The organism is Paenibacillus sp. Y301 (genome assembly GCF_059445505.1).
In genome coordinates this window covers 176,320-190,051 of sequence record NZ_JCAIUL010000006.1, presented here as the reverse complement: position 1 = coordinate 190,051, position 13,732 = coordinate 176,320, and the positions used below count along the sequence as shown (strand labels likewise).

Annotated in this window: 14 protein-coding genes; 3 read left to right on the top strand and 11 right to left on the bottom strand. The window is 38.5% G+C overall.

Annotated features, from left to right (window positions below):
- Positions 1-62: 62 nt before the first annotated feature.
- The 4 genes from AC1D69_RS12770 to AC1D69_RS12755 form a co-directional block, all read right to left on the bottom strand.
- Positions 63-914, bottom strand: a complete 852-nt coding sequence (locus AC1D69_RS12770) for an SDR family oxidoreductase (RefSeq protein ID WP_495456541.1) — start codon at positions 912-914, stop codon at positions 63-65.
- A complete protein-coding gene (locus AC1D69_RS12765) occupies positions 911-1,939 on the bottom strand; it encodes a polysaccharide biosynthesis protein (protein ID WP_495456540.1) in 1,029 nt (342 codons plus the stop codon). The genes AC1D69_RS12770 and AC1D69_RS12765 overlap by 4 nt, the downstream gene beginning before the upstream one ends.
- Positions 1,940-2,003: 64 nt before the next feature.
- On the bottom strand, positions 2,004-2,603 hold the full coding sequence (locus AC1D69_RS12760) for a glycosyltransferase family 2 protein (protein ID WP_495456539.1): 600 nt from the start codon (positions 2,601-2,603) through the stop codon (positions 2,004-2,006).
- 433 nt (positions 2,604-3,036) lie between these two features.
- Positions 3,037-3,951 carry a phosphatidate cytidylyltransferase gene (locus AC1D69_RS12755; RefSeq protein ID WP_495456538.1) on the bottom strand — a complete coding sequence of 305 codons (915 nt, stop codon included), beginning with the start codon at positions 3,949-3,951 and terminating at the stop codon, positions 3,037-3,039.
- A 97-nt stretch (positions 3,952-4,048) separates the two neighbouring features.
- Here AC1D69_RS12755 and AC1D69_RS12750 point away from each other — a divergent pair, with 97 nt between their 5' ends.
- On the top strand, positions 4,049-4,603 hold the full coding sequence (locus tag AC1D69_RS12750) for a hypothetical protein (protein WP_495456537.1): 555 nt from the start codon (positions 4,049-4,051) through the stop codon (positions 4,601-4,603).
- 32 nt (positions 4,604-4,635) lie between these two features.
- Here the strand turns inward: AC1D69_RS12750 and AC1D69_RS12745 are convergent, their stop codons facing one another.
- From AC1D69_RS12745 to AC1D69_RS12715, 7 genes are all read right to left on the bottom strand, one after another.
- Positions 4,636-5,481, bottom strand: a complete 846-nt coding sequence (locus tag AC1D69_RS12745) for a MurR/RpiR family transcriptional regulator (RefSeq protein WP_495456536.1) — start codon at positions 5,479-5,481, stop codon at positions 4,636-4,638.
- 202 nt (positions 5,482-5,683) lie between these two features.
- Positions 5,684-7,123, bottom strand: coding sequence for a PTS transporter subunit EIIC (locus AC1D69_RS12740; RefSeq protein ID WP_495456535.1), 1,440 nt, complete (start codon positions 7,121-7,123; stop codon positions 5,684-5,686).
- 37 nt (positions 7,124-7,160) lie between these two features.
- Positions 7,161-8,054 carry an N-acetylmuramic acid 6-phosphate etherase gene (gene murQ, locus AC1D69_RS12735; RefSeq protein ID WP_495456534.1) on the bottom strand — a complete coding sequence of 298 codons (894 nt, stop codon included), beginning with the start codon at positions 8,052-8,054 and terminating at the stop codon, positions 7,161-7,163.
- 340 nt (positions 8,055-8,394) lie between these two features.
- Positions 8,395-8,805 carry a DUF2752 domain-containing protein gene (locus AC1D69_RS12730; protein WP_495456533.1) on the bottom strand — a complete coding sequence of 137 codons (411 nt, stop codon included), beginning with the start codon at positions 8,803-8,805 and terminating at the stop codon, positions 8,395-8,397.
- A complete protein-coding gene (locus AC1D69_RS12725; protein WP_495456532.1) occupies positions 8,786-9,124 on the bottom strand; it encodes a DUF4234 domain-containing protein in 339 nt (112 codons plus the stop codon). Before AC1D69_RS12725 ends, AC1D69_RS12730 begins: the two co-directional genes overlap by 20 nt.
- 250 nt (positions 9,125-9,374) lie before the next feature.
- Positions 9,375-10,463, bottom strand: a complete 1,089-nt coding sequence (locus tag AC1D69_RS12720) for a hypothetical protein (RefSeq protein WP_495456531.1) — start codon at positions 10,461-10,463, stop codon at positions 9,375-9,377.
- A 9-nt stretch (positions 10,464-10,472) separates the two neighbouring features.
- The gene (locus AC1D69_RS12715) at positions 10,473-11,945 is read right to left on the bottom strand and encodes an MBOAT family O-acyltransferase (RefSeq protein ID WP_495456530.1); all 1,473 of its coding nucleotides are present in this window, start codon (positions 11,943-11,945) and stop codon (positions 10,473-10,475) included.
- A 242-nt stretch (positions 11,946-12,187) separates the two neighbouring features.
- On the opposite strand from AC1D69_RS12715, the gene AC1D69_RS12710 reads away from it, so the two are divergent.
- Positions 12,188-13,249, top strand: a complete 1,062-nt coding sequence (locus tag AC1D69_RS12710) for an endonuclease/exonuclease/phosphatase family protein (RefSeq protein WP_495456529.1) — start codon at positions 12,188-12,190, stop codon at positions 13,247-13,249.
- Between the two features lie 76 nt (positions 13,250-13,325).
- Positions 13,326-13,667, top strand: coding sequence for a zinc ribbon domain-containing protein YjdM (locus tag AC1D69_RS12705; protein WP_495456528.1), 342 nt, complete (start codon positions 13,326-13,328; stop codon positions 13,665-13,667).
- Positions 13,668-13,732: the final 65 nt, after the last annotated feature.

Sequence of the window (13,732 nt, the reverse complement as noted above, 5' to 3'; positions counted from 1 at the left end):
GGCTTTCCTATAACAAGGGAAAGCCCCTCCAGCCATTTGTTCGGCTGAGGAGCTACGATGAATTAGAAATAATGTGGATATAAGTTTTGGTGTGTCCAGATCCACTCTTTCATCTCTAATACCATTTGTTCATAATTAGGTACTTCGAATGAAAAGTCCCTTCGGGTATTTATTAATGTTTTGTTAGCATTAACTGAATTACAGGGCACAATACGTAGTTTATTAGCCTTAAAGTTTGTATTAAATAGTTGTAATAAATCGAATTTATTGATACTTATGTTATTAACAAGATGATATATTCCCGTTACTTCTTCAATGGCTGCTCTTTCCATAGCTTTGGCTAAAGTTAAAGTAGTCACACCAGTCCAAATAGCTCCTGTAAATCCGTTAATGGCTCCTTCTTGTTGCATAAACCAATTAAGTAGGCCAATGCCATCTTTTTTCATATCTGGACCAATAATAGAATTTCTGAAGGTTAAATTCTTATGATCATTCACTTCGCCCAAAGCTTTTGTTCGATCATACAAAGTTTCACCATCATAATTACTATTTTCAAAGTATGGTGCTGACTTTCCAGAGAAAACACAATCTGTACTCATATGGATGAGTCTAGTATTGGTGTCTTTCAATATATCAATAATGGCGTGTGGTAAGTAACTGTTTAGATAGATAGCTTGTGATGGATCTAAATCACAAGCTTGGTTTAAAACCCCTATGCCATTTATGATCACATCATAATCCTCTTTAAGTAGGACCGAATGCAATGAGAAATGTTCTGTAATTTCACCATTGATATTCTCGCAATAAGGGAAGGATGTTCGCGAAAAGGTAGTGACTTCGTGACCCTGTTCATATAAATATAATGAGATGGTGTGACCAGCCATTCCAGCTGCCCCGAGGATTAGGAATTTCATTGTAATCCTCCATTCCATTTGAGGAGTTCATCTTTAACAAATGTAAGCTGTAACAACCTCTCTTTTATTTCCTCTACCGAAAGTATTGTTGTATTATTCGAGTTATATTCAGCCGTTAAAGTAATTTTAGGGGAGCCTTCTTCAAGGTATTTTCCATAATTTAGATCTCGGTTATCTGCTGGGATTTTATAAAAGTCTCCCATATCCATTGCCTTTGCTGCTTCTTCTCTAGTAAGAAGTACCTCGTAAATTTTTTCACCGTGACGAGTACCAATAATTTCAATTTCATTATCCGCGTCAAATAATTCTATCAGTGCTTGTGCTAAATCTGATAAGTAAGAAGCTGGAGATTTCTGAACCATGATATCACCATTATCTGCATTGTTAAACGCATATAGAACTAACTCTACCGCTTCTTCAAGGCTCATAATAAAGCGGGTCATTTGGGGATCAGTAACCGTCAATGGTCTCCCAGTCTTAATTTGTTCTATGAACAATGGTATGACCGATCCACGGGATGCCATAACGTTTCCGTATCTAGTTCCACAAATTAATGTTTTGTCAGGAGTGACTAATCTAGACTTGGCAATGAATACCTTCTCCATCATAGCTTTTGAGATCCCCATGGCATTTACAGGGTATGCTGCTTTATCTGTAGATAGACAAATAACCTTCTTTACACCTGCGTTTATCGCTGCAGTTAATACATTCTCTGTTCCAAGTATATTTGTCTTTACGGCTTCTACAGGAAAAAACTCGCAAGATGGGACTTGTTTTAGGGCCGCAGCATGAAAAATAAAGTCCACACCATACATAGCATTATTTAAACTACTAATATCACGTACATCCCCAATAAAAAATTTAATCTTATTATTGTTATATAAAATTCGCATATCATCTTGTTTTTTTTCATCTCTTGAAAATATTCTGATTTCCTTGATATCCGTATTTAAAAAGCGTTCTAATACCACATTTCCAAATGAACCAGTACCACCAGTGATGAGTAATGTTTGATTTTTAAACATAGAATGATATCTTCATCCTCCCTTCTATGAGGGTCGTTCCAGAAATATGACAACGCATATTGTATTATTTGAGTCCTTTTAAATGCAAGTTGGATTCAGAATCTTCTCTATAAAAGTTGTACCAATAGGCTAATATCCCAGTGTATTTAGATTTGGGATTCATATCAACTAACGCTCTATTAAAATCCCAATCACCCGCAATATCCCTTCTATTTGTGAATCTTGCCTCACCTATAAAACTTCTTCTAATAATTTTAAATTGCCCACACCACTGATAACCATCAGTTGGGGATTTAAATAACATGTTTCCATCCTTAGTTATCATATTGTAATAATACATGTCATAATCTCCGTCAACTTGTGCTAATACTTCTCTAATAGCAGGTAAGTAATGATCATCACTATCAATGATTGCTACATAATCACCCGTTGCCTCAGCGATACATCTATTGTATGAATTACTGGCACCGATATTTTTTTCATTCACTAATATTTTTAATTGTGGACAGCCCTTTTTATAATCTTCTAATATTTCTAATGTATTATCAGTTGAACCATCATCACATACTAAAATTTCATAAGCATATTCTTTGGGAATACTATCTAACATGGTCTCAATCCATCTTGCACTATTATAAGCCGGAGTTAAAAAACTAATGTTCATAAAATACCTCAATTCTCTAATTGTTTGTAATGCCAGGGTATTGCATATTCACTTTACAAATGCTTAGGGTTGTAACCCACGGGAAAAGTTAAATACGACACATCGTCTATGTAAGCATCGTGAATAAATCAGTTGCCTCATCCAGAACCATTCTTGTATGAGTAATTAGGATTAAAACTAGGCCTTTTCCTTAATACTATATGCCAGTTATCGTCTAATATTTCCGAATAAATTGGATGACTATTCTTATTTGCCGTTTGAGTGATACGGTGAACCGCACCATGAGAAAGTTAAGTGAATCTTAAGGATTAGAACATAACAGATCCTTTTCAACAGGGAAGAGACGGAATTAAGGGCACGATGGCCTGCCCCCTACCTACGATTAAAGAATAATAATGATTAATGAAAGGACACCGAATAAGGTGCCCTTTCACTACATGAAATCGAAAAAATAACGGATCACGTGGAAAAAGACTGGTGAGGTGTAGGTCAAGCTATCGACCCGACTTAAGTAGCTTTTTTTCAAAGCATCGAACTTATCGCCATCGCCGATTAACAAATCTCGCTTCAGAACGGAAACCGTTAAGCTGCCGAAGAAACCGCTCATGCTAATTAGCATGCCGGATAAGAGCCCGAAAGTCGGATTAAGCGGTGTCAGGTAAGGGTAGATCAGATACGAGACCCCTGTCGTTACGATAAAGGCGAATGCGAAGCCTTCCCAAGTCAAATTGGGATTGGCCGTTGGGACTATCTTTCGCTTGCCGAAATAGAGCGATGCCAGATGGTGTATTACATCATTAAGCTGCGTTAATACGACTAGAAACAGTACTAGCGATGCCCCATACTGCGGTGTAGCAAATTGGAAATAGGCCAAGTGACTAAGTCCGAAGACCATCAGCATAAGTCCCCATTGGGTCGAGCTGACGCCGTGCAGAAAGCCTAACGTTCCTTTGTTTATCAATCGCGGGAGCGGTAGGAGCAAGAATACATAGACAGGGATAAAGACAATAAACATTCCGTACCACTCAATATAAATCCAATAGAACTGTAGGGGAATGGATAAGTACGCCCACAGAAAGAGTCGGCGGTCGGCTTTTCTCGACTTGATCATGGAGAAATACTCTTTCAGAGCTAAAAAGGTGAGTACCATTAGGGTTAGCAGTGAAACGACCGGGTTGAAAAGGGTTGCCAAGCAAAAGATGAAGAGCATGCCCCACCAGGTCTTAATTCGAGAGCCAATGGGCGTATAGTCTTTATTCGGTAGTATTCTGCCTATCAGAAAATAAATCAATTGGATGACCGATAAGGCTGCAAAAATAAGCACTAACGTTAATAGCGAACTGTCCATTGAGGATCACCAACTTATGACATGATAGGATTCCAATAAAGGGATCATATGTTATTATGAAGGAAATGCTTGCAATTGATAAGGGGAAATTTTCTAAATGGAAGCTGATCGCTCGGTCTTTATTTTACTTACAAATACCGGAACCATTTTTACGAGAGTCATTAAGACCTATACAAAGGCACCTTATAATCATGCCTCGATCTCCTTTGATCGTGAACTTTCGGAGTTGTATAGCTTTGGGAGAAAGCATCCAAATAACCCTCTGAATGGTGGTTTCGTGAAGGAAGATATTAAGACGGGCACGTACAGTAAGTATCCGAATACCACATGCGTGATCTATGAGCTTCAAGTATCCGAACGTGAAATTGAGAAGATGAGGCGAGTCCTACAGGTCTTTATCCAAAAACACCAAAAGTATCTCTATAATTTTCTAGGTGTTATTGGCATTGCACTGAAAGAACCCATTGAATTCAGCAACTCCTACTTTTGCTCACAATTCGTCGCAGAAATTCTGGAACGTTCCGGAATAAAGATATGGAGTAAGTTACCTGCGCTTGTAACCCCAGATGATTTCCGGAAAAGCAATCGGCTACATTTGATCTATGAAGGGAAGTTAAGCGAGTACGAGCAATTAAAACAGCCCCCGTGTTGAACACCGAGGACTGCGATATTAGCTATGCAGGTTTATTTCAGGAATAAAATCGCTTGATGAGTGTGCTCCAGCTTAGTAAGTGTCTCTTCATATTGCATAGAAGCATAAGCAAAAAATAAGATATCAATAACAACCAACTGTGCCAAACGAGAACTGGTTGCCCCACTTCGTAGCGTAGCTTCTGGTGCTACCGGTGTATATAGCATCATATCTGCCAATTCGGATATCTTGTGGTTACCAAACCGGGACAGACCAATGGAACGGACGCCATATTGCTTTGCAACCTGAAAGAGTTGAACTACCTCTCTGGTATTGCCGCTGTAAGAGATACCCATAAATAAGGCCTGAGGTGGAGCACTTGCCAGCGCGGCGGCGATGAGATGCTCGTCCTGTAGAGCGAAGGCTGGCTTACCGAGGCGAAGCCACTTCTGTGCAGCATCGGCTGCCACGATTGCAGAAGCTCCGACACCATACATATAAATCACGGACGCTTCACCAAAGCTTCTTACTACTTGATCAATCATCTCAGGATGTACATGCAACATGGTATCCTGAATCGCTTGAATGCTATTGGATACGGTTTTGCGAATGACATTATGTACCGATTCATTATTTTCGATATCGTAATAACCTGGCTTTTGAGGCTTAGCATTATCGACGGATAGGCGGACCTTTAAATCCGGAAAGCCCCTTAAACCGAGCGAACGGCACAGCCGGGTAATGGCAGCAGCACTTGTCCTCGCTTTCTCTGCAAGCATATGAATGCTTAGCTTAGAGATTTCCTCAGGATGGTCCAACATATATCTGGCCGCCTTACGCTCTGATTCCGGTAGTTGCTCGAGCATAGTCTCCATTTGCAACACAATGCTTCCCGACACTTTAAATCCCCTCTCCACAAGCATAAACGGCCTCGCCGTCATTTAGCGGTGAAGAAACGTTTAGCGTTGAAATATAAGCCTATTTGTAAGCAGAAATATTTATAATTCTTATAATTTGAAAAAACCGGCGGTTCAGTCATACCCCGCCGGTTCTACTAATAAGATTTGGAGGCGTATCTAACCGCCTAATCATTAGCAGTTTCTAATCTTTATTATGCTCTACAAGCATCTGTTTTGTAAAACCAAAGAAGTAAGTTAACAAGAATCCAGCGACATAAGAAATGATTAACCCCAATAAGTACACTAACACGGTAGCACCAAATCCCATTTGACCCTTAAGAAGAGGAATCAAGACTAGACCCGATGGTCCTATCGCCACAGTACCGACAAAACGATCCGTCATAGCGAACAGTCCTAGTAAAGCTCCACCGAATCCACCACCCAGACATGCAGTGATAAACGGTCGTCCGAGGGGAAGACTTACGCCATATATTAGAGGTTCACCGATTCCAAGGAAACCAACCGGTAGTGCTCCTTTAATCAAATTACGTAATCTTGAGTTTTTATTTAGCTTAATATAGATGGCAATAGCCGATCCGACCTGACCTGCTCCAGCCATAGCTAGAATAGGAAGTAGCGCCGTATATCCAACTTGAGTAATTAATTCCGCATGAATTGGAATGAGCGCCTGATGCAGACCGAACATAACCAGTGGTAGGAATAGAGTAGCTAGCAAGAATCCTGCAAAAGGTCCACCATGTGCTAGCAACCAGATCGTAATGTCACCGATACCTTGAGATATAATACCGCTTACAGGCATTAAGAAGAATACCGTCACTAGACCCACGATAAGAAGTGAAAGTGTTGGTGTAACAATAATGTCGATAGCAGTCGGTACCCGTTTACGAAGGAATTTCTCTAGGACTGAAATAAGTCCCGCAGCCAAGATCGCACCGATTATCCCGCCTTGCCCTGCGTTTAGCTTGATCTCACCGAATAAGGGATATACATAAGAAATATTAGCAACAGCAGGGGCTACAATGATAGCAGCGACTGCCCCACCGAGCGCCGGTGTTCCTCCAAATTCCTTGGCAGCATTTATACCCGCAAAGATCGTCAGATAACCAAAGAAGGCAGAACCGATAACCCCTAGAATTGGTTGCAGAGTCAATAACCATGAAGCGTCATTCCCTGAAGTAATCAGATTGTTTAGTAGACCTGCGATCCCATTAATGATACCTGCACCTACAAGGGCCGGAATAAGTGGAATAAAGATATTACCGATTTTACGTAAAAAGTTTTTAAAAGGTGTGTTGTTCTTCTTCTTTAGGTTAGCCTTGATATCAGTACTCTCCTGAACCTTCGTCCCTTCACTAGAACCGCTCGTAGACGCCGATTGGATCAACTTTCCGAACTCCTCTGTTACCTTGTTTACAACACCCGGTCCGAGAATGATCTGATAATCCTCATCATCTACAACACCGAGTACACCATCTACCTTCTTCAACTCAGCTTCATTGATCTGACTGTGGTCTTTAATCGAAATACGCAATCTGGTCATACAATTCGTGAAATCGCCAACGTTACCGCTTCCACCAATCGTATTCAAGATCCCTTTTGCCGTTTCTCCATACTTGCTCATCTGCTTAGCCTCCTATGCTCATGTGTTACAAATTTATTTAAAGTTCACTTACCGCAGGTGCGATAAAACCCTGGGATCGTTCTAACTTTTCGCAAGCTTCTACATACGTACAGCCTGTCAGAATCATCAAAATGGCTAGTTTTGGCTTGCGCTCTGCCAATTCAAGTGTTTTCTCTGCTGTTGGAAGATCACAAGAAGTTGCTTCCATAATAATGCGTTTAGCACGTTCTACCAATTTCTCGTTAGAGAGTTGGACATCAACCATTAGATTTCCGTAGACCTTACCTAGTCCGATCATAGAGGCCGTAGATAGCATGTTACACACTAATTTTTGCGATGTACCAGCCTTCAAACGGGTTGATCCAGTCAGAACTTCAGGGCCATTCTCTACTTCAATGGTAATGTCAGCATATTGGCTAATGGCTGCATCTTTATTACAGCTAACGCTGATTGTCACAGCTCCCACGCTTCTCGCATACTCCAGACCACCAATTACATAAGGTGTTCTTCCGCTAGCAGCGATTCCGACTACAGCATCTTCTGCTGTAAGATTTAAGCTCTGTAAATCTGCAACTCCGAATTCTTCCCGATCCTCTGCACCTTCTACAGCTTTAATGAAGGCATTGCTACCGCCGGCAATAAGACCCACAACCATTTCTGGAGATGTTCCAAAGGTAGGGGGACATTCAACAGCATCTAGAAGACCAATGCGACCACTAGTTCCAGCTCCCATATAAATAAGGCGTCCTCCACGACGTAGCGACTCCGTAATCGCCGTAACTGCCTGTGCAATATTAGGAATTTGTTCTTTAACTGCATTTGCTACTTTAGCATCTTCCTCATTCATAACCGTTAGCAGCTCAGTAACACTCATTTGATCCAAATGCATCGTGCGTTGATTTCTTGTCTCAGTTGTCAGGTTTTCTAACATATCTAAAAACTCCCTTGTTGTATAAAATCAATTCTTGATACGTTTTATTGTAGCGCTTCCAACACGAAATTTCAATATAAAATTTCAATATATATTTAAAATATTTAAAATAATATATCATTTATGGTGTCAGTATTCGACCTAATCGGTATGGGAATCCTTTTACCCTCGTGTTATTCCAACTTCTCTGCCGTGGCTCTGGAGGAAGGAAATAAGGTATATTTTCTTGGTTTTTAGCTCTAATATATGTATTAACAGAAAACGCTTAAATAACCTCTTTGGCGATCCAAGGAGGTTATTTATGTTTCCTCATGATGACAGACAAGGGAACTGGTCTCTCCTAACGAATGGTCGTTGGAGCTAACCAATCAAACGTCGGGATATTTCTTAATAGTCCAAATGCTAGAGTTAAGATTAACATAACACCCATAATGATATGGGTAAGAATTCGCATGTTCTTCTTGTGTACAATGAAGTACATCAGGGATAACGGAAGTAAAATGAACACCAAGGGGTTATATCTAAAGGCTTGAACAGAATCAAATCTGAACAAGGAAAGGATAAGCCTTGTGATGCCACATCCAGGGCAATAAAGTCCAGTAAATTCATGAAACACACAAGGAACAGTGATATTTGTCAAAGGCAACCATACTTTTAAATATATAATCCCAATAACGCCAAGTGAGACACCCCGGAATAATAGCGGGTGTCTCTTTCTAAGAATAGTTAAGTTATGCAAGTTTATTGACATCTGCTTGAACCAAAGCATGCGTTACGATACTCATACCGAAGAGATTGAGAATAAGATAAATAACAGAATTATCTGTTTCAGACATACCGCGTTGTCTTTGTGCTTCTGCAACATGCTGGCCTATCTGATAGGACCAAATGAAGCTCCATACACCACATGTAATTAATGTTAGAAGGAGATGCTTACCTCCTGTAAATGATGGATCTCTACTTAGCCTGCCGACATCGTTAGTTAGAACAATAAACCAATAGATGCCATAAATTCCACAAGTAATCAAAGACAAAATAATTGCGCCTACTACACCCCTTTGGGTAACCATTGTACACCATCCTTATGAAATATGTATTTGTAGAACAAGATGGCCTGGAATCGAACTCACGAGTAGATTAACAGGTCACAGGTCGAAGTTATTCGGATATAATTCAGTGTCAGTATCTTACATAAAAAGAAAAAAATCGACAACAGTATTATAATAAAATATGGATATATATACAAGATAAAAATATTGAATAGGACTATCGACTCTATACATATGTTATTTTAGTGAATAAGTAGGTTCACCATTCTAGTTAGTAGTTGAATACAATTTTGAACATATTCTTGTTCTTCTCTTCCCAATCTTCTCTGTCCAACCGTAAATCATCAAGATGCTGTTCTATATTTTTTGAAGTCATATATACACCAAAGTAAGAAGGGACTTTGGTAATCTCTTTATGTAGCATTCGGTAGAGCATGAGATTGCCGGTACTTTTTGAAAAGTGTGAAAGATCATTATAATATTCTTCACGATTCAATGAACTCATCGATATATCATGATAGCCTGAAAAATCCCAAACTGGTGTAATTGCTACTAATTTCCTCTTCCATTCCTCAAAATTGTTCCATAAGTTGTTTTGCCAGAATGTCTCCAATAATATTGCATGAATAGGGCTAATATATATATATAATTCAAGATTATTATGTTCACATAGATCTTTAATCTTTTTAATGTATAACATACTATCTAATGATAACTGAGATGTAGTGGGATACGATTGTAATGTATTTTCATTGATATTAGGAGGGTAGACTAGAGTTTCATCAAAGCTACCATCGCCTAAATATCTATTTTCTGTATATGTAGTCGTTTTATTGAGGTTATCAATAATAACCTTTCGGCTATCGTTTAGAGTTTTTTTCGACAGTAAAGTTGCAAATATATCTTGTGTGTAAAAAGAGGAATTCAATCTTTTTTCATCAAAACTTGCATGGTTGAGGTAATTTTTGTCGAAAACTTCAAAATCTAATCCCAGGAAAACAGTGTGTAAGTTCTTATTAACTTTTATCATGTATTCTAAATATTTTAGATCAATATAAGGAGTAGCCGCTGGAAGTCCTAAGTTATAGGCATTTTCGCCAGTTAAAGATTTAATTTCCGGAGGATTTAGCCTCATAGCTCTTGAAGTTCCCAGCACAATGGTTTCAGGATGGTACTTCTTACTTTGGTAAGCCTTAAATTGATAGGGATCACTCGTTGTACTTTTTTGATAATTATAGCGTTTACCTGAAAAGTGATAAAATCCGTAGGGATCAATAACGTAATTCACGGCTGCAATTATAAATAAAACAAAGACTGTTAAAGATAGGGTAAATAGCGTCCACTTTTTATATGTTGTCATGATCTCACCTTAGAATTTGAAATATAAGAATTCAGATACTTTAGTTAAACTTAATACGGAGTAGATAACGATTATGATGGTGATAATAGCATTAATAAATGTAGGTCTAAACGATTTCATTTTTTCAGAGGTATTTTTAAATAATAATACTATGAGGAGCCCCAGTAAGATTAATCCAACAGCCTGATACTTATCCATTAGAGGTGTACTAGCAAAGACGACCCCAACTATTGTAAGAGGACGTAAAGCTTGAGACAACTGTTCAGGTAAAATAAATCCGTTAAATCCAAGCATCGCCTTAATTAGTAAGGTAGCTTTATTGAGTTCACTTAGTTTGAAGAAGACGAGAGTTATGTTTAGATAGCCGAATGTAAGTATCCAAGATAAGATTATAGGAAGCTTTATGTTCAATTTACTCCACATCCGACAGATAATGATACCAACTCCAGCGAGGAATCCCCAGATAATAAAATTCCAACCTGCACCATGCCAGATTCCACTCAAAGTAAATAGTAGAAGTAGAGTAACATTGGTTTTAGCATTTGTACTAGGTTTAAAGGGTAAGAAAGAAAATACTTTCTTTGATAGGAAGCGATTCATTGGAAAGTATACATATTCATATAGAAAACGGGTTAATGTCATGTGCCACCGTGAAGTCATTTCCTGAAAATTGGTGGATTTATATGGCGAGTTAAAATTAATAGGTAGTTTTATGTTAAATAACAATGCTAATCCAATAGCCATATCTGAATAACCGGAGAAGTCAAAGTATAATTGAAAAGTATATGAAAGTATGACAATCCATGCATCGAAGAAAGTAATAGTATCCAAATATTGAGTACCATCTAATACGGTGGTTGAAAAATGATCAGCAAGTATGACCTTTTTAAATAAACCAATAGAAAACGCGAAGATCCCTAATGCGATATTCTCAAAATTTATTTTTAGATTCTTAGAACTTTGAAATTGAGGCATCATGACTCTGTGATGCACAATAGGCCCAGCAATTAGATGGGGAAAAAAGGTAATAAATAAAGTGTAATTAATTATGTTGTAGTTTTCTACTTTACCTTTATAGCAATCTACTATGTAAGTTATTTGTTGGAATGTAAAGAAACTGATGGCTAATGGTAAGGTGAGATTCAACAAAGAGATATGTGTTGCTAACAGTGCATTGAGATTAGTTAGGAAAAAGTCAAAATATTTGAAGTATCCTAAAAAGCCTAAATTGAATACAATTCCAACGATAAGGACCCATTTTTTCTTGTGAAAAATGAGAGATTTACCGATGATAAAATTAATAGTTATAGAAAGAAAAATGAGTAACAAATACTGCGGATTCCACCAACCATAAAAGAATAGAGAACTTAAGGCTAACCATGCTCTTGCAATATAAAGAGGAGCAATAGAGTTAAGATAAAAGTAAATCACAAACACAATAGGTAAAAAGAAAAAGATGAACTGCGGAGAATTGAAAAGCATAAGTACACTTCCTATTATGTAAGTTATATATGGAGCAACTTGTGGTTACTGTTCGGACAACAGATATTTCAAGGTAACTAAAATATTATAATTGGAGAATCACTTAAGGGATAGTGACTGCTGTCATTATTTTGTCATATGACAAAATCTATATTCTAGTAATGAACTATCTACCCAGTTTATGGTACATTTTAAATAGTGTCATACGGAAGGTTAGTGAATAAGGGGGCAAGGGAACAATTATGATCAAGAGAGCTTTAAAATGGTTAGGTTGGATTGTGCTTATTCTAGTGACTATTATTGTAATATTTCTTATCTATGTTACAGTAGATGATTACAAGCCTGCCGCAGAAATTCAGCTACACACGGATCATAATCAGGGTGAAGAGCTAAAACAAGGTGAACCATTCACCGTGACTACATTTAATATTGGTTATGCTGGACTCGATCAGGAACAGGACTTCTTCATGGATGGTGGAACCAGGTCACGCTCGAGTAGCAAGAAGCAGACAGAAGTCAATTTATCATCGATAGCAGAGTTTTTAAAAGATACCCGCTCAGATTTATATCTATTGCAGGAAGTCGATGTAAATTCCTCGCGCAGTTATCACATCAATGAACGCTCAGAATTAAGTAGTCTTCTTCCAGAATACAGTAGCACGTTTGCCATCAATTATAAGGTGCCGTGGGTTCCCATTCCTTTAATGCATCCAATGGGGTCGGTGCATAGTGGGTTACTAACGTTGTCCAATGTACATAGTACATCTCATACGCGTTTTGATCTGCCTGGCAAAGAAAGCTGGCCAGTGCAGCAGATGGAGTTAGATCGTGCACTTATGGCAAGCCGATTCCCAGTAGATAACGGGAAGGAACTTGTACTGATTAATCTGCATTTATCAGCTTTTGATAAGGGTGGTGTAATACGCAAGCAACAAATCGAATTCCTAGAGAGTTACATCAGACAGGAGACGGGGAAGGGGAACTATCTGATCTTGGGTGGTGACTGGAACCATTCCCTGCCGGGAACAGATCCGAAGAATTTCGCTACACAGCAAGAGTGGCCGGAATGGCTACAATCTTTTCCCGAGACGTTCCGTGCAGAGGGCTACCAATGGGCCAATGATCCAACTACACCAAGCGTACGGACACTCGACATACCTTATATAAAAGGTACCAATTTCACTGCTGTCATTGATGGATTCCTTATCTCACCTAATATCGAGATTGTAAAGGTGAGCGGGCACGATCTACGCTTTAATCATAGTGATCATAATCCGGTCACAGGAAACTTTATTCTAAAATAGAACTAAAGAGGTAAAAGGGTTGTATATCAGTATAATAAATCATAGGTAACAACAACGAATGGAGAGCATTTAAATCATGTCTAATTTACCAAATTGCCCGAAATGTCATTCAGAATACACTTACGAAGATGGAATTCTTCTTATATGCCCGGAATGTGCTCATGAGTGGACTTTAGAAGTAGAGAACAGAAGTAATGAAGAACAGAAGGTCGTTAAAGATGCGAATGGAAACGTCTTACAGGATGGTGATTCTGTCACCATTCTTAAAGATCTTAAAGTAAAAGGCAGTTCATCCGTATTGAAAATAGGAACAAAAGTAAAAAGTATACGGTTGGTTGATGGTTATCATGATATTGATTGCAAAATCGATGGTTTCGGAGCCATGAAATTAAAGTCCGAATTTGTTAAAAAGATCTAATGTTAGAATAAAAAAAACGTCCAGTGCTTGTTCAGCATCGGACGTTTTTTTATATACAGAATGGA